Genomic DNA, 22421 nt, shown 5'->3' with positions numbered 1-22421 from the left:
TAGCTGAATGAATCACATAGAGTTCTGAGATGTCCCGCGACCGGGGACAGGGCAGGCATCGGCCGCCTCGGCGACGACCTGCGGTTCGGTGGAAGCGGCGGGACGCTCGCCGCGCGCCCAGCCTTCGCCGGTCACGGCCTCGGCAGTGGCCAGCGCCGTGAGTTCGGCATCGTCGAAAACCCTTCCGCGACTGAGGAATCGACACCCCTCAGGCGATTCCAGACTGAAGCCGGAGCCGCGTCCGGGCACGACGTCGAGTACGAGCTGGGTGTGCTGCCACGCGGCGAACTGCGGACCCGAGATCCACACCGGCGCGATATCTCCCGGCCCGGGAGCGGATGCGGGTTGCTCACCGACCCGCAACCGCAGGTCGAGCAGTCCGAGCAGCACATCGTGATCACCGATCACGAATTCGCCCGCGGGGTAACACATCGGGGCCGAACCGTCACAACAGCCGCCGGACTGGTGCAGCATCAGCGGCCCGTGCAGACCACGGAGGCGACGGAGCAGATCCATCGCCGCCGTGGTAGCACGCACTCGCCGGGGGAGCGCCGGGGTGGCGTCGACCATCAGAAGAAGCCTTGCGCCTTCGACGCGTAGCCGACCAGCAGGTTCTTCGTCTGCTGGTAGTGGTCGAGCATCATGTGGTGGTTCTCGCGGCCGATCCCGGACTGCTTGTAGCCGCCGAACGCGGCGTGCGCGGGGTACTGGTGGTAGGTGTTGGTCCACACCCGCCCGGCCTGAATGTCACGGCCGGCCCGGTAGGCCACCGCGCCGTCGCGCGACCACACGCCCGCGCCGAGTCCGTAGAGAGTGTCGTTGGCGATCTTGATGGCGTCGTCGTAGTCCGCGAACGAGGTCACCGAGACGACGGGTCCGAAGATCTCCTCCTGGAAGATCCGCATGGCGTTGTTCCCCGCGAAGACCGTCGGCTGCACGTAGTAGCCGCCGGACAGGTCGCCGCCGAGGTCGGCACGCTCACCACCGGTGAGCAGCGTGGCGCCCTCACCCTTGCCGATCTCGATGTAGGACAGGATCTTCTCGAGCTGGTCGTTGCTGGCCTGCGCGCCGATCATGGTCTCGGTATCGAGCGGGTCGCCCTGCCGCACGGCCTTGGTGCGCACCACGGCCGCGGCCAGGAAGTCGTCGTAGATATCGGCCTGGATCAGCGCGCGCGATGGGCAGGTGCAGACCTCGCCCTGATTGAGCGCGAACATGGTGAAGCCTTCGAGCGCCTTGTCCTGGTAGTCGTCATTCGCGGCGAGTACATCGGAGAAGAAGATGTTGGGGCTCTTGCCGCCGAGTTCCAGGGTGACCGGAATCAGGTTCTGGGAGGCGTACTGCATGATCAGGCGGCCGGTGGTGGTCTCGCCGGTGAACGCGATCTTCCTGATCCGCGGGCTCGACGCGAGCGGCTTGCCCGCCTCGACGCCGAAGCCGTTGACGATATTGACCACACCGGGCGGCAGCAGATCGCCGATGAGGCTGATCAGGAACAGGATCGAAGCGGGGGTCTGTTCGGCGGGCTTGAGAACGACGGCATTGCCGGCGGCAAGGGCGGGCGCGAGCTTCCAGGTGGCCATCAGAATCGGGAAGTTCCACGGAATGATCTGGCCGACCACGCCGAGCGGCTCATGGAAGTGGTAGGCGACGGTATCGGCATTGATCTCCGACAGCGAGCCCTCCTGGGCGCGGATGGCGCCGGCGAAGTAGCGGAAGTGGTCGATCGCGAGCGGGATGTCGGCGGCCAGTGTCTCGCGGATCGGCTTGCCGTTGTCCCAGGTCTCCGCGAGGGCGATCGCGTCGAGGTGCTCCTCCATGCGGTCCGCGATCTTGTTGAGGATGACGGCGCGCTCGGCGACCGAGGTCTTGCCCCAGGCCGGCGCGGCGGCGTGGGCGGCGTCGAGGGCGAGTTCGATGTCCTCCGCGGTGCCGCGCGCGACCTCACAGAACGGCTGACCCGTGATCGGTGTCGGATTTTCGAAGTACTGGCCCTTGACGGGCGCCACCCATTCGCCGCCGATCCAGTTGTCGTATCGGGCCTGGAACGACATCGCTGCATCGGGTGTTCCGGGGCGGGCGAAGACGGTCATCGAATGCTCCTCGTTCTGCTGACATTTCTGCATCGGGTGTGATCCGGAACACTAGGAGCGTTCATGTTGCACGACAGTTGCAAGTAACTGGTCAGATGCCCAGTTTCCGATCGAGAAGGCTCAGCTGCGTTTCGACCTGGGCATACATCGAAGACTGCCGGTCGAGGGAGGCGAGGTACGCGGTCCATGCCGCGATGTCTTCGCGCCCGTCGACCGAACTGGTCCAGCGGGCGAGCAGCCGACGGTCGCCCGCCCTCAGCAGTGCGGCGCGCAGGCGGCCGCGCAACTCGGCGCGGAGTTCATCGATGCCGGGTGCGAGCGAACGCGGCAGGATCGGACCCGGATAGGCGCGCAACGCCGCCGCCGTGTCGCCGCGGGCGAGCGCGCGGCGAACCTCGTCCACATCGGTGTCGAGGTCCATCAGCAGTCGGTACGGGCGGGAGCCAAGGCCGTTGGCGCCCAACATCTTTCGAACCCTGGACAGCTCTGCTCGTATCGTCACCGGATCCAGCTCGGATTCGTCGAGCAGCATGGCGAGGTGGTCGGCGCTCAGGCCCTCCGGGTGGTCGGCCAGCAGCAGCAGGATCTCGGCATGTCGCTGCGACAGCCGGATTCGCTCGCCGTCGCGGGTCAGGGTCGGTCGGTTCGAGCCGAGCACCTGTAGACGCGGGGTCGTGGGATCGAGTGGTTCGGGCGAGTTGAGCAGGTGTAGTCGCAGCTCGGACTCCGCGGCCAGCACCGTCGCCCGGATCAGTGACAACGCCTCCATCGCGGCGACTCGTGGACCGCCGGTGATGTCGATGGCGCCGATGATCCGGCCGCTGAGCGGATCGTGTACGGGGGCGGCGGAGCAGCTCCAGTCGTGCACCACGCGGCTGAAGTGTTCGGCTCCGAAGATCTGCACGTGGTGATCGAGGGCGAGTGCGGTGCCCGGCGCGTTGGTGCCGACCCGGTCCTCGCTCCAGTCCGCGCCCTCGACGAAGTTCATCGCCAGGGCCCGGTCCTTGGCCTTCGAATCGCCCTCGATCCAGAGCAAACGTCCCTGGGCATCGCTGATCGCGACGAGCAGTCCGGCCTCGGCGGCGTCTTCGACCAGCAATTTCCGGACCACCGGACGGATCAGCGCCGTCGGATGTCCGGCCCGGTACCGCTGCAGTTCCAGACCGTCGAGATCCACCGCATCGCCGAAGCCGTCCGGGTTGACGCCGTTGCTGCGGCTGCGCCGCCAAGAATCGAGGACCACCGGGCGCACCGAGTCGCCGTCGGGGCGCAGCGTCGGCAGGCGGTCGACACCTTCGAGAAAGGAGTGGTGCGCGGACGATATCCTCCGCGCCAACTGTGTGACATCGTCATCCGGTCGAACGGCGACCCAGGGGTTGGCGTGCGCTGCTGTGCTCAATCGGGTTCCTTCGTGTTTGCTCGGCAACTACTGTAACGCCGGTCACATGTCGTCTCATGCAAGGGTGAGGAAGATCGGCTGTTGAGCCAGGCGTCGGCGATGTCGGGGCGGGACCGGCCCGCCGCGACCGCCACGGCGTAGGCGTGGACGAAATCGACTGCGTCACCGGACCCGACACCGGCCGCGTGGGCGGCTCCCCGCCGGGCCCAGATACGACGACCCATGGAATCCGCCGATACTCAGGCATCATCTAGCGATGGCGAATTACGTTCAGCTCGGTGCGATTCGGACCTGGTACGACGAGATCGGTGCCGGTGAGCCGGTGCTGCTGCTGCACGGCGGGTTCGTGGACTCACGCTCGTTCGATCCGGCCGTGGCAGGTCTGGCCGAGCACTTCCACGTGTACCGGATGGACCGGCGCGGCCACGGGCGAACGCCGGATGTCGAAGGCCCGATCTCCTACGAGCTGATGGCGCAGGACACCATTGCCTTCCTGGACACAGTCGTCGGCGGATCCGCGCACCTGGTCGGCTACAGCGACGGCGCCATCGTCGCACTGCTGGTGGCGATTCAGCGCCCCGATCTGGTGGGAAAACTGGTGTCGATCAGCGGAAATTTCCATCGCGACGGCCTGCTACCTGGCGTGCTCGACAGCTTCGCGGACGAAGAGCCGCTGCAGCGTCTCGCCGCCCGGTACGGCGAGGTCTCGCCGGACGGCGAAGCCCACTTCGGTGTCATCGCCGAGAAGCTGCAGCGCATGGCGCGCGCGGAGCCGAATCTGACGGTCGAGGACCTGTCGGTCATCGCGAGCCGCACCCTCGTCATCGTCGCGGACGACGATGCGATGAGCCTCGAACACACCATCGCGCTCTACCGCGCGATCCCGAACTCCGAGCTCGCTGTCGTGCCCGGCGCTTCGCACCTGTTGGTCGTGGAGAAGCCCGCAGAGGTTTACCGCCTGGTCGGCGCATTCCTCACCTCCGAGCCGCCGCGGACGTGGCAGCCGATTCGCCGAGCGTGATCCGAGCCGACCCTTTGTCGAACGATTGCAGTACGTTCAGAGGAGTGCCGGGCCGCCTCCTTCATCCAGTCGCCGACCACTTCGATTTCCTCGCCCGCAATTCGAACCCGGCTTGCTCGGCAGATTCGAGATGGACGTGCTTGTTGGCGGCGGTGATGATCTCGCGGTCGCAGCAGCGGTCTCGCAGATAGTTGAGCGCCTTCTTCTCTTGTCGACTCCTCCGCTGGATCACCAACTTACAAACTCCTCCCAGTCCCAGGATCCTGCTCGACGCGCTCACCGGCTGACCGGAATCGAATTCGGCTGTGACGGCTCGGGGAAGAACCGGGCGATGGCCGGGTGCAGGCGGGTGGTCTCGAAGTCGTCGACGGGCAGCGCGAGTTGCTCGAGGACCAGGCCGTTGACGAGGGTGAGCAGGTCCGCGGCGTCGGCTTCGGGGTTCGGTGATCCGGCGCCGCGGAGTTCGGCGGCGAAGGCCGCTCGTTGCGTGGCTCCCCATTCGTCGAGGCTGGCCCGCAGGTGGGGGCGGCGCGCGACTTCGAGGAAGAACTCGTAGCGAGCGATGCCGGACTCGCGGTCGCTGGCCAGAGTGCCGGTGACGTACTGGGCGAGCCGCGTAATACGTTGCGGGACAGCAACATCCGGCAGCTGATCGAACAGTGTGCGCACCTCCTCGACTTGCCGGGCGGCCAATTGCCGCAACGCTTCGTCGAGCAACTGGTCGAGGGTGCCGAAGTAGTACCGGGCGATTCCGTGTGTCGTTCCCGCCTCCGCCGCCACGGCCCGGTGGGTCACGGCGCGTGCGCCTTCGCGGGCCAGTAGCCGGATCGCGGCCTCCAGCAGGGCCTCGCGGCGGGCGGCTCCCCGGGCCATCCGCGGCTCGCGCACGGGTGTCGTCATGGCGCTCATCGTACCGGCGTCCAGAAACTCAAAAACTTCTCCATTTGGAGAAAACCTGAGGTACGGTGTGCGCACAGGACACAACGGTCGTTAGTGGAGGACAACGATGACCAACACGATCATCACCGGCGGGCGGGTGCTGACGCTCGCCTCGGACACACCCGAAGCGGAGGCGCTGGTGCTATCCGGCGGACGCGTGCTGGCGGCGGGGGACCGGGACGACATGCTCGCGGCGGCCGGTCCGGATGCCAGGCATGTCGACGCCGAGGGCGGTGTGGTGCTGCCGGGCCTGATCGATACCCATCCGCACGTCATGCACTTCGGGATGCTGGCGGGCGGGCTCGTCGATTTGACCGATGCCGTCGATCACGCGGACATCGTGGCGCGGATCCGGGCCCGGGCCGCGCATACGCCACCGGGGCAGTGGATCATGTGCACGCCGGTCGGCGAACCCCACTACTTCATTCGCCGCTCGGAGCGGGATCTGCTCGAGCGGCGGCTGCCGGATCGGTGGACTCTCGATGCGGCCACCGAGGCTCATCCGGTGCTGATCCAGGCGTGGGCGCCGCGCATGCCGAATGTGGTGGCGTTCAACACATCTGGTCTGCGTGCGGTCGGGCTGACCGCGTTCGTCCCCGACCGTGTCTGCGATGTCGAGATCGACAAGAACGAGGCCGGGGAGCTGACCGGGATTCTGCGTGGACCGGTGACGAATTACTACACCTACGACCCGTTCTGGGGACAGATTCTGACCAAGCTGCCGCGTCCGAGCATGGCGGACGCCGTCGCCGGTACGACGGCGGAGATGGCGCGGTACTCGGCGCAGGGTGTGACGAGCGTGTACGAGGGGCACGCCATGGAACCGGAACACATTGCGCTGTACCGGCATCTGCGCGCGACCGACGCGTTGACCCTGCGCGTGATGGCGACACTGGATGCCGAGTCGGTCATCTTCTACCCGTTCGACCCGCTTCCCTACGCCGAGTTCGCCGACCGGTTGCGTCGGCTCGCCGCGGAGGCATCGGATGACGGTGACGACATGCTGCGGGTCGACGGGCTCACCTTGAGTCCGGGTGGACCGTGCTTCTCGGGATACTTCGCCACCTACGATTCGTACCTCGATCCTTTCGGCCGTCGCACGCGCGGCGTGCGGTTCCTGTCGCTGGAAAAGGAAGAGGAATTCGCAAGGTTCTGCGCCGCCAATGGAATTCGCGCGAACCTGTGCCTCGGCGCGTTCCGTGAGCACGACGACTTCCTGGACATCGCGGAACGCGTTGTGCGTGAACACGATTTCCGCGACAAGCGCTGGATTCTGCAGCATGCCATGACGATCACCCCTCGACAGGCTCGCCGCTATGCGGATCTCGGCTTCCAGGTCACCACCAGCGCGGGATTCGCGTGGGGCAAGGGCGCGATGTACGGCGAGCGGATGGGCGAGCACGTCTGGCGGGACCTGGAACCGCTGCACCGGCTCACCGAGATCGGTCTCGACCTCGGCGGCGGGTCCGACTGGGGCCCGAAGAACCCGTGGGAGCAGATCGAACTCGCGCAGACCCACCGGTTCGCGGGCAGCGGCCACCGCAACGACGGACCCGACCAGAAACTCTCCCGACTCGAAGCGTTGCGCATGTGGACCACGGGCGCGGCGAAGGTGCTCGGCCGGCCCGAGATCGGTTCGCTCGCACCGGGAAGTCACGCCGATGTGGTGATCGTGGACCGCGATCCGCTGACCTGTCCGATCGTGGACCTTCCCGACACCAGAGTGCTGCGCACATATCTGGGCGGCTCGATCGTCCACGACCGCGGCGAACTCGCCTCGCCGTCCGCCGCGGAGACCGAGGAGGTTCGGTCGTGAACGCCGAAGCGACGAGCCGGGTGCTCGACCGGATCGACGGCCTGCGTGACGAATTGGTAGCCGCGCTCGCCGACGCCATCGCCATCCGCAGCGTGAACCCCACCTATCCGGACCAGGACTACGACGACCTGGTCGGTGGCGAATCGGAGGTCGCTGGGCTGCTGGCCGGGCTATACCGGGAGGCGGGCGCGGAGACCGAGCTGTTCGGCGAAGCGCCGGGTCGGGACAATGTCGTCGGGGTGCTGCGGGGCAGCGGTGGCGGACGGTCGCTGATCTTCAACGGTCATGTCGACGTCGTTCCCGCCGATGACCCCGCGCAGTGGACACACCCGCCGTTCACCGCCTACGTCGACGGCACCCACGTGTGGGGCCGTGGCTCAGTGGACATGAAGGGCGGACTGATCGCACAAGCGTTCGCCGCCAAGGCCTTACGGCAGGCGGGGGTGCGGCTGCGCGGTGACCTCGTCCTGCAAGGCGTCGCGGGGGAAGAGAACCTCGAACATCACATGGGGACCTCCGCCGTCTTGGAGCGGGGCTTCACCGCCGAAGGGGCGATCATCGCCGAGCCCACCGGCGCGCTCTCCCCGTTGACCGTCATGCCCGCCACTCCCGGCGTGCTGATCATGCGCATCAGCGTGACCGGGCGTTCGGCGCACGCGGCCATGCGTGCGCGGATGCGTGCCGAGCCCACCGACGACCCCGTCGCCGCCAGCGCGATCGATGCGGCACTGCGGATCCACGACGCGTTGCGCCGGTTGGAGGACGAATGGGTCGAGGGACGGGTCGATCCGCTGTTCGAAAAAGGCCAATTCACTATAGGTCTCGACGTGATCGACGGCGGGGCGCGCGGCAGCCGCAATGTCGCCTTCATTCCCGACGAGACCACCCTCGACTACGCGATCTTCTACCCGCCGGCGGCGCAGCTGTCGGAGATCCAGTCCGAGATCGTGCAGACCGTGACCGATATCGCGAAGCGGGACCCGTGGCTGCGAGCCAATCCGCCGCGCATCGACTGGCCCATGCACTATCCGGGCGGGCGAACCGACCGGGACCATCCGTTCACCCGGATGGTGTGCCTCGCGCGGGAGCGGGCCACCCTCGACACCCCGTTCGCCGGTGCACCCGATGTACAGCCGTTCCCCTCGGCGACCGATCTCACCTGGTTCACCGCCGCGGGAATCCCGGCCGTCGGACTGGGTCCAGGTGCCCTCACTATGGCTCATTCCGTCGACGAGCGGTGCGCGATCGACGAATTGATATGTGCCGCACGCACATACGCGGTCGCCGCTATCGAATGGTGTGGCGCGGAATGACCGGCGGACCGGCCTGGACTGCCGCGGCCTGCTGGCCGCGGCTCGAGCAAGCGGCGGGTCTCGCACGGGAACCCTTGGTGCGGGGGAGAGCGACCAACAGTCGACACCGCAGCGACGGCAGTAAAGCCCGCTCGCCCGCTCGGGCCAGAATGCAGCGCATTTCCGGCATTGGGGTGAGTTCGAAGTAGTGCCGCGTCCACAAAGGTCGGACATGCAATCCGACCGAAGGTCACCGTCGGTCGGCCCACCGCGATCAAAGGTCACCCTCGGTCGGTTCACGGGGGCACGCGGGATCCGATCACGCGTCCCCGGCCCCGGGACGTGCGGTGATGTGCTTCGGCAGGCGCGCGTGAGGTTCGCACTCGATCGCCGGTGTCGGTCTGCGTTCAGTGCCCCGTCAAGTCGTGTTCACGGCGTATTTACGATGTCCGAATGATTGTTCACGACGCGCACGGCAGTTCGACCTCACCCCCGGAGCAAGTGGGAGTTGAGCGGCTCCAGGAGCGTCGATTTCGGCCGTTCGTGGTGTGGGGCGGCATTGCCGCCGCGGTGCTGGTACTTGTCGCGGGTCAGCTAATCGCCGTTCACATCCACGCTCTCGGTCCACTGACCAGCCTCTTTCGCGACTACACCGGGACACCAAAGTCGGCGACGACACCGTGGGCGGGCTTCCTACTGGCACTGATCGGTGTCACCGTCCGGGTGCGGGTGAGCGCCCTCGCCGCCGCGGTCGCCATCGATCTGATCTTCGTGGCGGTTCGGACATTCGACGGTCGGCCGTTCACCGTCGGCAACGGACCGACCATCGTGCTGACGGCGCTGGCGGTGATCGCCGCCCTACGGTGGAGCGGTGTGCGACGGCGGACAGCACTGCACACGATCGCGCTCGGAGCGCTGCTCATCCTCGCGACGAAGGTCGGCGAAATCTGGTTGGACATCACGGCCTGGTCCTGTCCGCAGGTCCTCGACCCGTATGTGGAGCTGGCCGATCGAGCGCTCGGCAATCCGGCCTGGGTCGTTGGGCATGCGCTCGACCTGGCCGGGCCGGTACCGATCGGGGTGGTGCGCTGGGTGTACTTCGAGCTTCCGGTGGCGGCCATCGTCGTCGCCGTCTGGCAGTTGCGCGGCGTGACCACGGGTTCGTGGCCGCGGCACCATTTGGTGCGCACGTTCTTGGTACTCGGTCTCATCGGCCCGATCTTTTACGTGATCTTCCCGGTGGTGGGGCCTGTGCTCGCATTCGGACCGCAGGGGAACGGCATGGAAATCGCCGACGTCTGGCCGAATGTCGTTCCGGCGCTTCCCGCGTCGGTCGAATCGATGCCCTTCGACGGCATCACACCCCGCAACTGTATGCCGTCGCTGCATACGGCGTGGGCACTCGCGCTGTTCATCCACTCCCGACGCGGGCCGGGCTGGTTGCGCTGGGGCGGTGCTTTCTGGCTGGTGTGCACTCTCATCGCGACGCTGGGCCTGGGTGCGCACTACGGCATCGACCTCGTGGCGGGCGCCGCGCTGTGCCTGACGATCGAGTCCGCCCTGCGCGACCCCGACCGAGGCTGGGACCGTCCGCGCGTGCGGGTGGTGGCGATGGGAATCGCCACGTTCGCGGGAGTGCTGCTGTGCATCCGGTACCTCGCGATGCCGATGGCGACCTACCCGGTCCCCTTCGGCATAGCGATCCTCGGCAGTCTCACCGCACTGTCTGTCGTGTTCTACCGAACCTGGTTCGCTCCTGAAGTTCCAGAAGTCGTTGTGCGCGAGACCGAGGAGGTCGAACTCGAGCGTCGATGAGAACACCGATCACGCCAGCTACGGCGAGATGGTCACCGCAGTAAGACAATTCCCCGACCGCGTGTGGCGATCGAGGGCTGCAACGGTGTCGTCCGCTCGCGCACCGGCTGGTCTACACGGCGAAACCGTTGTCGACGTTCCGAATAAGCTGTCGGCGCAGGTGCGGGTGGTCGCCACCGGAGAAAATCGAGTAGACGGCGGCGAAGACCTTGCCGAGCGTCGGGTGTTGTTGAGCAACAACGCGCGGCATTTGATGAAACGGCAATGGTGTCCAGCAAGAAGGAGCGATGTGAACGGCGGCTGTCTCTGTGGCAATATCCGGTTCTCCGCGACTGGCGACCCGGACTTCCCTCACCTGTGCTCGTGCGAGCACTGCCAGAGGCTTTCAGGCGCCCCGGTGATGTCGTGGGTGTCCTTCCCGGAGGAAGGATTCGCGTGGACCGGTCCGGGTGGGGAACCGACCTGGTTCGAGACCTTCCCGCAGATCTGCCGCGGGTTTTGTCCGAAGTGCGGTTCCTCGGTCGCGTCCAAGGGGGATGAAGCCGGCTTGGTGGGTGTCACGATTACAGCCTTGGATAATCATGCCGACCTGGTGCCGGTCAAGCAGAGCTTTGCGCACAACGCAGTCCCGTGGATGGCGCCGCTGAGGTGAAGTGTCGCCGTTGCGGGACAACCCATCTGGGCTGTCCCGCAAGGGTGTTGGTTCACTCTTCTATCCCTGCTGGGCGGTCCGCGCCACGGTGATCATGACGGGCCCGGCTGGTATCAGTCGCGTCGATCGCTCTGTCTCGAGTGTTCTTGCCGCAGGAAGGACAACGTCAGATCGATCCCTTCGATCTCGCCCAAGCGTGACCACGTGGAAACTGCCAACCAGCCCGGGCACCGGAGCGCTGGGCGGCCAGCATCGTCTACCGCGACCACGCGATCATCGAAGGTCCCGACGGCTGCGGGCGGGCCCCGTTGAGGTGAGAGAAATGTCGATTATTCGTGGTCTCCGCGGTCCGAGCACACGTTAACCCGCAGCACGTCCTCGCCCGCCGCACAACCTGAAACACCTGCACGAATCCCCTGCCGATTCCTCGGCGATGCCACTACCGACAGGGGATCCACCGTTCAGCCGCTGTGCGCGGTCAGGCGCAGGCGCGGTTGAGCTCGTCGGTGAAGGGAGTGAGGTCGGCGACCCCGTCATCGATGAGGGCGCCTGCGTAGGCGGCGATAGCATCCCGTTCGGCGCCCTGCGCTGTCTCGGCCAGGCCGCTCAGCCTGCCGGACAGCGCGGTCGCGGTCGCCTCGTCCATGCTGCCGCCGGTGGTGTCGATGGCGATGTTGATCAGCTCGATGGCTTTGGCACAGCTCGGGGACTGGGCATGCGCGGGCGCGGCGGGCAGGGCGATCAGCGCGCCCGCAGCGATGGCGAGAGCGGCGGCGACGGACGAAGACTTGATCATGATTTCCTCTCGCAGGTGTACGAAGCGAGACCGTAGCAGAGAGGGACGACATCGTTGCTGGGACTGTTGGTCAGGCGTTCTGGCCCGGCATTGACGTTGTCCGACAACAAGAGCGGTCGCTGATGGCGCTGGTTTCAAAGCGACCAAGTGGAATTCTATTTTTGCCGTGGGTTCGAAGGCCGATGCCTCACCACTTGCGGGATCGCCCAAAATGTCTGATTACTCGGCGCCGCGACTGGTGAAGTCGAAGGACCCGCCGTCGATGCCCCAGGAAATGACCCGTTCGGGGTGAATTCGGATGACCGCGCGTTCCTGGTGTTGAAACGGTGGCTCCTCGTCATCGAGCGTCTCGGCCGTGCCGCGTACCTCGATGCCGCGAATCACATAGGGCTCCAAGGAAACCTGTTGGTCGACGACGAACGACACCCGGCTGCCCGCTTCGACGTTGCGGTACTTCCGACTGGCACGCATCCGCATGCCCCCGATGTCGATCGTGCCGTCGGCGTTCACCCGATAGCTGGTCGGATTGTTCTGCACGACGCCGTCGGGCGACACCGTGGCCAGCCGACCGATCCCGGCCTCGGCGAGGAACTGCCGTTCGTTGATGGTGAAGGTCATGTCGATTACTCCTCGGTGAATTCGATATCAGGTGTGCTCTGAGATCAGAACAGGATCAGCGCGGCGCACAGTCCGGCAATGGCGATGAACTGCAGGGTGACCCGGTACTTCAGAATGCTGTCCCACTTGTCCTGCAGTGCACGGGCATTGGCCGGAATGATGCCGCTCTGCGCAGCGGCGGTCTGCTGGGAGTTGATCGGCTTGGCGATGCGGACGTAGAAGGCGAGCCAGGTGAGCAGTGCCGCCACCGTGGTCCCCGCCGCGACAGCGGCGCCGATCTGCCCGGCCAACAGCGCGATGAGCAGTGTGAGCACCGCGGTGACCACACCGCCCGCACCGACAATCGGCATGCGTTTGTCGCCGTAATAGTGACCCCATCCCGCACTGATGGTCACGGTCGCATCATCGAGCTTGCGGTATACGGACCGGGTGATCACAGCCCCGCAGACATCGGTGCCGTAGACGACGGCATTGGCGAGAACGGCGACCGCGGCAATGATCTGGCCGGTGACAGTGAGCATTTCGGCTTCCCTCTACCTTGTGTTCTAGCGACGCTAGAATTGAGAGCAACGGTAGCACTCGTTCGCACATCTGTCTAGCGTTGCTAGATTTCAGAACGTTATCGGGGTGCGTGCTCGAATCGGCAAGCCGCACAGGGCATTCCGCCCGAGCCAGCGCTCTCACTCGCCAAGCCGGTGGTCACCGAACGCTGGCAGATCTTCGGTTGGTTCCGCTCGGGGTGCTGGGGCTCATCGCGGCCCCGGCCTCGTCGACCCGAGTTGCGGGCAGTCTGACGCGTCGGAGTCGGCGATCGACGGCGCCTGGCAACTCTCGCGTCGATGTCGGTGAGCTGACCTGCCGCACAGTGATGCCGCCGCAGCTCACGCGGCGGCATGCTGCCACGCACCCGAGGCCCCCGAAGAAACGCGCTCATCTGCCACATGCTGGTCGTTCGGGGAACGCGACTATCGCGATCGGCAATGTTGCTCAGGAATGCGTTGGCGCGCTGGAGTATTCGATGCTCAACAGTTCCAACGCTTCCTCGACTACGACGTCGACATCCGGTCGGATCCGCCGTTGATCCGACACTCCCGCGACTTCGCCCGACCCGCCGAGCTACTGCTGACATGCTGAAACTCGATTTCGCTGAGGCCGTGCTGACAGTCCACGGTGGATAATGGAAGTCGGCAGTGCCGACCTGCCGAAAGCGCTGCACCTTGTCGGCGACCCGTGGTAGACCTCCCAGGTGGCGAGGATTCAGCATCTGTCGATGAGGGTGCCGTGGCGAGATCGGGCGTGGGATCAGTTCGTCTGTGACGACCCACTGGGTAATTCGTCCTGCACGCTGCTGACCGGGATCGGAAAGAACCGCGACGACATGTATGAGGTCGAGCATGCCGGGTCCGGGATCGACAGCATCGAACACGGTAGGTTGCCATGCCTGAGTGAGCGCGGGATGTTCATGTCGCCCCTCGGGTACTCGGTGGTCAAGCAGCATCCCTACCGGCACAATTCCGCTCTGTGCCTTGAAGATTCCACTGTGGCCCTGCCCGGCTATGCTTTCGAAGCGGTCCCGTTCCGATGGCTGAACAGGCAGTCGCTCTGTGATGAGATCGGGCACGAACGTGTCCCTGGGTTCGCCCAAGAGGCGGAAGACGCCGCTGACGTAGCGCTGTCGTACCAGCCGCCGTGGATTATGGACGGCAACAACCAGCGTGCGGTGATGGAGGCGTTCTTCGAGCCGGTAGTCGTGAACGATTCGCTGGTTTTCGTCTATCTCAAGCATTCACCGCTGCAGGAAGAACGCGGTGACCGGCTGCTGGTGGGCGCGGCGCGCGTAACGCGCGTCACGCCACCGCCCCTGTGGAATCAGTCGGGCACGCCGCCGTTCAGTTCGGTGATGTGGGAGACGATCGTCGAGCACTCGCTACGTCCTGACATGCGAGACGGACTCCTACTGCCCTATCAGCAACTGATTCCGCTGCTGGATGCTGGTGTGGATATCGATGTGGCGCTCGCGTGGGCGCCGGAAGGACGAGCGACCGAATTTTCCTATGTCACCGAACATCTTTCCGACGACGCGGCGATCGAAGCATTGACCTCATTACAAGCCGCGGCACAAGGAATGCGGCAGCTCGGTGTCCTGGTGCCCGATTCCGGAACCGATTGGTTAAAGCAGCAGGTCGAGCGGTTGTGGCAGTTACGCGGTCCAGTGCCGGGGCTTCCCGGTGTGCTGGGGATTGTGGGAGTTCAGCAACCGTACGTCGCGGCGCGAGCACTACTTGCCGAATGCGACGATGAACAGGACCCTTGGGAGCTGTTGGACGCTGTGCTCGCCGCACCGGCCGGTGCTCCGGATTCAGTCCGGCCGCACATCGGTGCAATCCAAGCTCGCATCTGGAACAAACTGCCGGATACGGAGCGTGCGGTTTTGCGGTTGCTGTCGGGAATGGACATATCCCCGGCGCAGACTCGCATGTTGCTCGAGGCAGAAACCGAGGTCGAGATGGAATGTGCGGACCTGCTGACGAATCCGTACTTCGCCGCGACCTGCACCTATGGCCAGCCCGACCATGTCGGGTTCGCCACCGTCGATCGTGCCCTCTTCCCGCCGACTCACGTCAGCTGGCGTCCCTCGATTCCGGCGGAGGTCGATCTGCGCGAGCACCTGGACCGCCGACGCATCGAAGCGTTGATCACCGATGTGCTCGAACGTCGGGGCCGCGGCGGTGACACGATTGTCCCTCGGGGCGAGGCGGTCGAGCTGGCGAATCAAGTGCCACTGGCACAGCCACCGAATCTGTCCGCGAAAATGCTCGCAGGTCTCGACCTCGATCAGGACGGTATGGCGGACTGGCCGGAATGGTCTCCTATTCGTGGCGTCGATCTTGCCGACGGCGCACCGGCCTACAAACTGGAACGCTACGAGACGTCCTCCGAGGTGATCCGGGACTGGATATCGCAACAGCAGAGTCGTCCGACGCTCGGCGGGATTTCCTCCGCCCGAAGTGTTTTGGATCGTTCGCTTCGAGCCGACCGCGCCGTCTCCGACCACGTGGACGAACTCGAAGACCGTGCCCGCGAAGAGAAGGCCGCAGGCTTGTCCGCGCTGCACGATGCGGCCTTGTCGGTGCTGATCGGGCCCGCTGGAACCGGCAAAACGACATTGTTGCGTGCGCTTGTCGATCAGGTGGACTTGCCGACCGATCGGGTTCTGCTCCTTGCACCCACCGGAAAAGCCAAGGTGCAGCTCGAAACAAAGGTCGGACTACCCGCCAAGACCTTGGCGTCGTTCTTGGCCGCGACCGACAGGTACGAGGGAGACACCGGACGCTACGTGCTGTGGGGGCAGGACCGGCCACGTCGCAATTACGCGGTGGTGATCATCGACGAGGCATCCATGCTCACCGAGGAGATGTTGGCGGCGACGCTGGATGCGTTGGGAGATGTCGGGCGGTTGATCCTAGTCGGTGACCCACGCCAATTGCCGCCGATCGGTGCGGGGCGGCCGTTCGTCGACCTGGTGAACACACTGCGTCCCATCGAGTTCAGCACGTGGGTCCGTGTGTCGCCAGGGTATGTGGAGCTGCAGATTCCACGTCGTCAGCTCGCCGACGGCAGTCACGGTCGGCGCCACGATCTGGAACTGGCCGCCTGGTTCGGCGACAACACTAGGGGCGCCGGCGACGAGGATATCTGGGCCGAACTGGCGGCGGATGCCGACCTGCCGACGGTGCGTTACGTGCAATGGGGGGACCGCTCTGCGATCCAGGTACTTACCGACGAACTCAACCGACATCTGGATTTGGACGGTGCCGAGGATATCGAGCGTGCCTTCGCACGGACCTATGGCGGTGTCGTCAACGGCAACTATCTGAACTGGAACAAGGGAGCGGGCGAGCACGCGGAAGACTGGCAGATTCTGTCGCCTACGCGGTCAAGGGCGTTCGGCACGGTCGAGCTCAACCGTCACATCAAGCGGACTTTCCGAGCGGGTGACACAGCGTGGGCCCAGCGTCAGGCTCGCAGTAACATCCCATTTCCAATCGGCCCGGAGATGATCGTCCGGGGCGACAAGGTCATGCAGACCAGTAACAAACGGCTGCGGGCATGGCCCAAGGACGGGGCGATGAACTATGTCGCAAACGGGGAGATCGGTGTCGGAATCGGTTATGTGACACCGGCGAACAAGACGCCGAAGAGGAAGCTCTCACTGAAGGTGGAGTTCTCTTCGCAGCTGGGTTTCGAATATTCCTATTGGCCAAGTGATTCCGATGACCCGCTGCTCGAACTGGCGTGGGCTGTCACGGTGCACAAATCACAGGGATCGGAATTCAAGACGACCTTCTTGATGCTTCCCGCGCGTGCGAGAGTCTCGCGCGAACTGATGTATACCGCGCTGACCCGTCAGCAGGACAGGGTCGTCATCCTCCACGAGGGCACCCTGGCCGACCTGCGCGACCTGTCCCACCCGTGGCGATCGGAAACCGCGCGGCGGCTGACCGACCTGTTCCAGCCGCCGCAACCAATCGACTTGGAGGTCCGTGGCGAAGCCCGGCGTTTCGACCGCAAGTTGATGCACGTGTCCGCGAACGGAATCGCCATGGCCTCGAAGAACGAGGTAATCATCGCCGGACTGCTCGATCGACTGGCACCCGGCCGCTGGCTATACGAAGAACCGCTTACCGGGTCCGACGGACGAGTTGTCCACCCGGACTTCACGATCTCGACGGGGCATGGTCGTCCCGTGTACTGGGAGCACGCGGGGATGCTCGATCTGCCCGACTACGCCCGGAAATGGGAGCTCAAGAAGGAGTGGTACGCCGAGAACGGCATCTTCCCGCACGAACAGGGCGGTGGTCCGAACGGCACTGTGATGTGGACCGATGATCGGCAGGGCGCAGATGCACGAGCGTGGTTGGCCAAGGCCGCGGAGGTGCTGGGTGTGACCCCAGCCGCCGAGCCCGCGCCGGTGGCGGGCGGCCGGGCGCACAGGGTTGCCAAAAAGGCTGTCCCGCGGCGGAAGTGAGTTGGTACGCAAAAGACAGCCCGAGATTTGCCGCTGGTCCCCGTAGGCTGGACGCCACGAACATGCGGAAGCCCCCGCTCGAGGCGGGGGCTTCCGGTCGGCTGGACGATCAGGGGAGGCCGAGGGTGTTGATCACGAGGATCAACAAAGTGAGTGTGGCGGCGAAAGTTGCTCCCGCGTGAGCGGCTGCGGTGGGGTAGCGGGAACCTTCGGAACGCGACAGCATGTAGGCCGCCAGCGCAACGATGGTCGCGATGAGTGCGGCGTTGAGGATGATCAGCGCTTTGACGGTGGTCACGTGGTGCTCCGTTCGAACTCGTTGGGGTCGGTTCCAGTCGAGCCGAGCGGTGGGGAGGTGGTCATGCGCCGGTCCGGTGAAGTAGTGAGAACGCGCAGGTCGCAAAGTATTTTGTGTGCTGGTCAATCGCGGCGAATGGCGGCGAATCGACAGCCGTGCCGACGGCCATGACGGGCAGCGGATCGCTTCGGGCCGCCTTCACCGCCGAACTGACGGCCCTGCACGCCGACGCCGGGTCGCCGGAAGTGGCGGACATCGTCAAATGGATCGAGACCAACCACCGGCGGCCGGTCAAGCCGAAGGCCGTCGAATCGTGGCTGGGACTGAAGGGGGCGGCGCGGATTCCGCGCACCAACGTCGATCTGATTCCTCTTCTCGCCTATCTGCATTGGGCGATCAAGCGTCCGTTCGACGAGCCTCAGAAACAACGGTGGCGCAAGGCTCGATCCGCGGCCTTCGCCGAGAAGCCGGACCGGGGTGACGTGTCGCCTGACACCCTGCGGGGCGAGGGCCTGGCCGAGCTGGTGGCCCGTGCCAGTGCCGAAGGCAGAGCCACGGCGGATGCGAAGGTCTTGCCGACCGTCGACCGGCTCGAGCAGATGACTTCGAAATTGCGTACAGGCCTGGGCGATCTGACGGGGTCGCTGGCGATCGTCGGCGAAGGTGGCCTCGGTAAGAGCGTCCTGCTAGGGCAGCTCTTCGACGCCTGGACCGCGGACCAGCGCGCGGTCTGGTTCATCTCGTGCGGCCGGATCCTCACCACAGCGGACCTCACGGGCTTCGATGCCGTCGACAGGGCGTTGGGGGAGGTCGCGATCGGCGCCCGCGATGAACGGAATTCAGCTCGCGCACTGCCGGAAACGCCGACGCTGACCGAACTCGTCGCCGGATCCTCCCCCGAGGCGGTGATCCTGGACACCGTCGATCTCCTAGTCCACGAAAGCAATTGCGACCATGTGGCCGATCTGTTGCGGCACTTGGCGCGCAGTACCTCGGTCTTCTGGACCTGCCGAGAGCTGGAATGGAACAACTACCTCAAGAACGAGCGAGGCATCAACCAGCTCACCTATCCGATACCTGTCCTGACACCGACCGAGATCGGCGTCTGGGCGCGGGCCTACGTCGAGTCCGCTGGTGTCGATGCCGAGTCCGCGCACGCCTTCCTCGACAGCGTGGTGGGCGAGAACGTGCGGCCGGGTGTCCGCGAGATCCTCGCTTCACCGCTGCGGCTGTCGATGGCCTGCGAGATCTACGCGGCCAACGGTCCCATTCCGGACGACCTGTCCGTCACCGAGCTGTACCACCAGTATCGCGAGCGGCGGATCGCGCAGGATCGCTACGGAAGACGCTCGTCCACGGCTCGCGCACAGGAGGCGGCGGCGGACGCGCTCGCGGCGCGGATGTGGTCGGCGAGCGTGGACCGGTTGGTCGTCTCGGTCGCGGGTGCGGCCGTCTCCGACAGCCCGGCATTGCAGAACCTACTCAGCGACGGGGTAGTCACCCGAATCGGCGGCCGCTACGGGTTCTTCCACCAGACCTACGCGGAATTCTCGATCGCGCACTGGCTGGTCAGCTCCGGCGCACCCGATGACCTGCGGCAGCTCGGAGACGGTCTCACCGACTACCGCGTCCCCGCCTTCTGGGGTGTGGCCGGGCATGCGCTTGCGCTGGAACAGGACGACGACCGTTACCGCGAAATCAGCGCCACCGTACCCGTCGAGGTGGTAGCGGGAGTGCGCGCGCATTTCGCCGGGGCCTTCGCCCGCCGCTCGCCCGCGCTTGTCGTCGAAACGGCCGAGCGCGTTGAGCGGCATTCGGCCGCACTTCTGCTGTCCTGCATCAGAGTGCTGGACTCGGCGCCCGAAGAATGCCTGGACGCCGCCGTCACGGTCGCTACCGAATGCATGGCCGAAGCGGGAAGCTCCGCAGATATCGGCGAAACCACCGTGGCCGCGGTCGCGTTGGTGGCGGGCCGGCTGCATCGGCGCTTGCCCGCCACCGACCGCGACGACAACCTCACGCGCGTGCTGACGACGGTGCTGGCGGCCAGCTCGGGACTCGAAACGCCGAGCCGCTCATCGATTCTGGCGCGGTTTCTCGATCAAGTCCTCGATGACGATGTCACCAGCGGGGAACTACGCGTGTTGATCGGTCACTATCATCTGCTCCCCGAGCCGGCTCGGGCGCGCATCGTGATCGACGCCTCCACCCGGCCTCGCGATAGAGAACACGATCGCGACTTGCTGGCGGCCGCGCGAACTCAGCACTGCCCTGCGGACGCGGTCGAGGAACTGACCGCACTGGTGCTGCGGAACTGGCCGGATCTGCCGCTACGAGAGGAGCTCGGTTGGACCGGCTGGAAACAATTTCTGGACATGGCGTTACCCAAGCGGTGGGACTCGTGCCAGGTGCGTGTCGTCGCCGGACTGTGCGATTCGCTCGCGACGGCCGAAACCGTCCTCGATGCCTTCATCGGGCCCGGCAAACCGGTGACGGATCGATACACCAACGTCGCGAAGTTCATTGCCGAGCATCACCGTGACGTGGTGCTCGAGCGGTTGCTCCGGCCAAGCGCGGGATCGACTGCCGCGCAGATCGGTTTAGCGTGCACAGTATTGAATTTCGTTGCCGACACGCTGACGGCGAGCGAACGTCGCCGGGCGCTGTCGATGCTGGAAGTCTGGCTCGACGGTGATGAGCGGCGGGTGCGGCCGGCGATGATCAAGGTGTCGGGACGAGACGTCGCGCTGCTGGGTGATCGCCTCGACGAGCTGCAGGCGTTGATCGTGCACGGTGGACTGGATCGCCACGGCCGCAGTGTGCTTCGCAGCGCGGTCGACACCTTCATGAATACCTTGCCCGGCGATGTGCTCGCCGATATCGCCGATCGGATGTATCCGTTGATCGCCGGAAGCGAGCCCGAAGACCGGTGGCGGCGGGCGCGGTTGGACGGGGCTACGGCCGCCTATTTCGGGGCGGCCCGGGCACGAGCCGCACGAGAAATCCGGGAGGGCGGCGTCCGCGGCGCGTCCGAGGCGGCGAAAGGCATTGTCGCGTCGTTCGAATCGATCACCGAGAGCCTTGACACGATCAGCGACGAGGCGATCGACTGGCTGTTCGGGCTGCTCGACGCCCGCCACGCCAATGCGGTGCGGTGCATCGCAGGTCTGCTGAGCAGCATCGCTGAGAGCCCGGCGTTTCCCGCCGATCGCGGTCGATGCGTGGCTCGGCGGCTCACCGACGCATTGCACAAGGACGACTGCCACACCGTTCGGGCGCTGCTGGATCTGCTCGTCACCATCGACCGCCGGTGGAGAATGACCAGTACCGCCGTAGCGGAAGTGATCGCGGAATTCCGGCGCGTCGTCGATGAATTACGTTCTCCTGCCTGCACTTCCGTGCGCCGCAACGAATTGCCGTCGTTTTTCAACCTTTACAAACAGGCGATCACCGCATTGGGACTGCGGCATTTGAGTGGCGAAGAACTGCAGTCGATGATCGTGGACCTGCTTATCACAGTGGACGTGGGCGAGATCGCCGGACGTTCGAAGCGCACCGTGGCGCATCTGATGATCCTGCTGTCCGAGCGTGATCCCGGGCTGCTCACGGTTTTCGAAGACCTGTGGCCCGAGGTTTCCGCCGCGAACAAGGGCGCGATCGCGGAGTGCTTCACCGTCAAGGAGAAGGATTCCCTCGGTATTCGCAGCCGTGCGCTGGCGGCGAGAGGTGATTGCCCGGACGAAGTGAAGAACATGATCTATCAGAAGTTTCCGTGAGGGTGCGTGTCGGATTCGCCTTGCGACCGCGCCTATGCGGCTCGGAACGGTAGAAGCATCGAGACCAAGATGTTCCACAGCGCCGATTTCGGTATGGTTCGCGCGTACGCTGATGTGATCGGACGCTGCGAAGCATTCTGGTGAACTGTGGTCTTTCACGTAGCCTTCGCCGGGCCGAGCTTCGGCGCCAGGCTGGCAAGCGATCCGCACATCGGGTCCGGCGTTGTCGCAGGCAACAGGTTCTCCTGCTGGCAGATCCGTTGGCCGAGAGTTCGAGCGCAGGTATCGAATGCCTTCGTTCCCGAAGCAGCGAGTGGACACTCGCACGGATGACGGATACGCCGATCGTCCGGATGCGCCGACAGGCGCGAACAGCACCTCGACCACCTATCCGCGAATCGTCAACTCGCTGGCCCGTCCATATTCACGCTCGCCGCTGTCAGATTCCGGGCGGCGAAATCGGCGATGGTGCATGCCTGGCGGGCATGGGCTTCTGGGTGTGCGGTGCGCTGTTCCAGCGCGGCACGGATCCGCTCCAACGATGCGGTGGCCTCGTGGGTCGCTCGACGTAGCGCGGTGTACTGGTAGTCGAGTTCGCGGTGGGCGAGGTCGAGGTCGAGGTAGCGGCGGTGTAGGTCCTCGATGTGGTCGAGCAGGTCCTCGACCTCGCGTGTGGTCAGTGTGAGGTTGGGGTGTTCCTCCCCCGAGAGGATCGCCTCACCCGCGATCTCGGCACAGCGAGCGTGCAGTACATCGAGGATGTCGGGCACGCGGATCACCTCCCACACTGCGGCGGAGCGTTCCAGAGATTCTCGGGCGCACTTCCGACGATCGTTACGGTCCGCCCTCGCGGACCGAAAACAACAGAAACATTCGC

General features: G+C 65.4%; 17 protein-coding genes. 7 read left to right on the top strand and 10 right to left on the bottom strand.

Annotated elements, in window-relative coordinates; all coding sequences use genetic code 11:
- Positions 1-12 precede the first annotated feature (12 nt).
- From ABZV58_RS27580 to ABZV58_RS27570, 3 genes are all read right to left on the bottom strand, one after another.
- Positions 13-516 (bottom strand): DUF779 domain-containing protein, encoded by a 504-nt coding sequence (locus ABZV58_RS27580; RefSeq protein ID WP_355003070.1) that lies wholly within the window; start codon positions 514-516, stop codon positions 13-15.
- Positions 517-569: 53 nt separating this feature from the next.
- Positions 570-2093 carry an aldehyde dehydrogenase gene (adh, locus tag ABZV58_RS27575; RefSeq protein WP_355003069.1) on the bottom strand — a complete coding sequence of 508 codons (1524 nt, stop codon included), beginning with the start codon at positions 2091-2093 and terminating at the stop codon, positions 570-572.
- A gap of 91 nt (positions 2094-2184) precedes the next feature.
- Complete coding sequence (locus ABZV58_RS27570; protein WP_355003068.1) at positions 2185-3492, bottom strand: transcriptional regulator; 1308 nt, start codon at positions 3490-3492, stop codon at positions 2185-2187.
- A gap of 256 nt (positions 3493-3748) precedes the next feature.
- On the opposite strand from ABZV58_RS27570, the gene ABZV58_RS27565 reads away from it, so the two are divergent.
- Positions 3749-4513 (top strand): alpha/beta hydrolase, encoded by a 765-nt coding sequence (locus tag ABZV58_RS27565; RefSeq protein ID WP_355003067.1) that lies wholly within the window; start codon positions 3749-3751, stop codon positions 4511-4513.
- A gap of 61 nt (positions 4514-4574) precedes the next feature.
- On the opposite strand, the gene ABZV58_RS27560 is transcribed toward ABZV58_RS27565, so the two are convergent.
- Together ABZV58_RS27560 and ABZV58_RS27555 are read right to left on the bottom strand one after the other, a co-directional pair.
- Positions 4575-4748 carry a hypothetical protein gene (locus tag ABZV58_RS27560; protein WP_355003066.1) on the bottom strand — a complete coding sequence of 58 codons (174 nt, stop codon included), beginning with the start codon at positions 4746-4748 and terminating at the stop codon, positions 4575-4577.
- 41 nt (positions 4749-4789) lie between these two features.
- A complete protein-coding gene (locus ABZV58_RS27555; RefSeq protein WP_355003065.1) occupies positions 4790-5413 on the bottom strand; it encodes a TetR family transcriptional regulator in 624 nt (207 codons plus the stop codon).
- Positions 5414-5519: 106 nt separating this feature from the next.
- Here ABZV58_RS27555 and ABZV58_RS27550 point away from each other — a divergent pair, with 106 nt between their 5' ends.
- The 4 genes from ABZV58_RS27550 to ABZV58_RS27535 all read left to right on the top strand — a co-directional run bounded on the left by ABZV58_RS27550 (position 5520) and on the right by ABZV58_RS27535 (position 11027).
- Positions 5520-7268 carry an amidohydrolase family protein gene (locus tag ABZV58_RS27550; protein WP_355003064.1) on the top strand — a complete coding sequence of 583 codons (1749 nt, stop codon included), beginning with the start codon at positions 5520-5522 and terminating at the stop codon, positions 7266-7268.
- Complete coding sequence (locus tag ABZV58_RS27545) at positions 7265-8581, top strand: M20/M25/M40 family metallo-hydrolase (RefSeq protein WP_355003063.1); 1317 nt, start codon at positions 7265-7267, stop codon at positions 8579-8581. Before ABZV58_RS27550 ends, ABZV58_RS27545 begins: the two co-directional genes overlap by 4 nt.
- 432 nt (positions 8582-9013) lie before the next feature.
- On the top strand, positions 9014-10375 hold the full coding sequence (locus ABZV58_RS27540; RefSeq protein ID WP_355003062.1) for a phosphatase PAP2 family protein: 1362 nt from the start codon (positions 9014-9016) through the stop codon (positions 10373-10375).
- 28 nt (positions 10376-10403) lie between these two features.
- Positions 10404-11027, top strand: coding sequence for a GFA family protein (locus ABZV58_RS27535; protein WP_355003061.1), 624 nt, complete (start codon positions 10404-10406; stop codon positions 11025-11027).
- 478 nt (positions 11028-11505) lie between these two features.
- Here ABZV58_RS27535 and ABZV58_RS27530 read toward each other — a convergent pair whose 3' ends face one another.
- The 3 genes from ABZV58_RS27530 to ABZV58_RS27520 all read right to left on the bottom strand — a co-directional run bounded on the left by ABZV58_RS27530 (position 11506) and on the right by ABZV58_RS27520 (position 12962).
- Entirely contained in the window at positions 11506-11823 is a 318-nt protein-coding gene (locus tag ABZV58_RS27530; protein ID WP_355003060.1) for a hypothetical protein, read from the bottom strand.
- Positions 11824-12042: 219 nt separating this feature from the next.
- Entirely contained in the window at positions 12043-12441 is a 399-nt protein-coding gene (locus tag ABZV58_RS27525) for a PPOX class F420-dependent oxidoreductase (protein ID WP_355003059.1), read from the bottom strand.
- A gap of 44 nt (positions 12442-12485) precedes the next feature.
- Entirely contained in the window at positions 12486-12962 is a 477-nt protein-coding gene (locus ABZV58_RS27520) for a DUF1772 domain-containing protein (protein ID WP_355003058.1), read from the bottom strand.
- Between the two features lie 749 nt (positions 12963-13711).
- On the opposite strand from ABZV58_RS27520, the gene ABZV58_RS27515 reads away from it, so the two are divergent.
- Complete coding sequence (locus tag ABZV58_RS27515; RefSeq protein ID WP_355003057.1) at positions 13712-17470, top strand: ATP-dependent RecD-like DNA helicase; 3759 nt, start codon at positions 13712-13714, stop codon at positions 17468-17470.
- 109 nt (positions 17471-17579) lie between these two features.
- Here ABZV58_RS27515 and ABZV58_RS27510 read toward each other — a convergent pair whose 3' ends face one another.
- Entirely contained in the window at positions 17580-17768 is a 189-nt protein-coding gene (locus tag ABZV58_RS27510; RefSeq protein WP_355003056.1) for a hypothetical protein, read from the bottom strand.
- A 155-nt stretch (positions 17769-17923) separates the two neighbouring features.
- Here ABZV58_RS27510 and ABZV58_RS27505 point away from each other — a divergent pair, with 155 nt between their 5' ends.
- Positions 17924-21544, top strand: coding sequence for a hypothetical protein (locus ABZV58_RS27505; RefSeq protein WP_355003055.1), 3621 nt, complete (start codon positions 17924-17926; stop codon positions 21542-21544).
- Between the two features lie 401 nt (positions 21545-21945).
- Here ABZV58_RS27505 and ABZV58_RS27500 read toward each other — a convergent pair whose 3' ends face one another.
- On the bottom strand, positions 21946-22314 hold the full coding sequence (locus ABZV58_RS27500; RefSeq protein ID WP_355003054.1) for a hypothetical protein: 369 nt from the start codon (positions 22312-22314) through the stop codon (positions 21946-21948).
- Between the last annotated feature and the right edge of the window lie 107 nt (positions 22315-22421).

Origin of the sequence: Nocardia sp. NPDC004654 (assembly GCF_040609595.1) — a bacterium.
In the GTDB taxonomy this organism is placed as follows: Bacteria; Actinomycetota; Actinomycetes; order Mycobacteriales; family Mycobacteriaceae; genus Nocardia.
The sequence above is the reverse complement of the archived record's forward strand: the minus strand, read 5'-3'. Positions and strand labels throughout refer to the sequence as shown.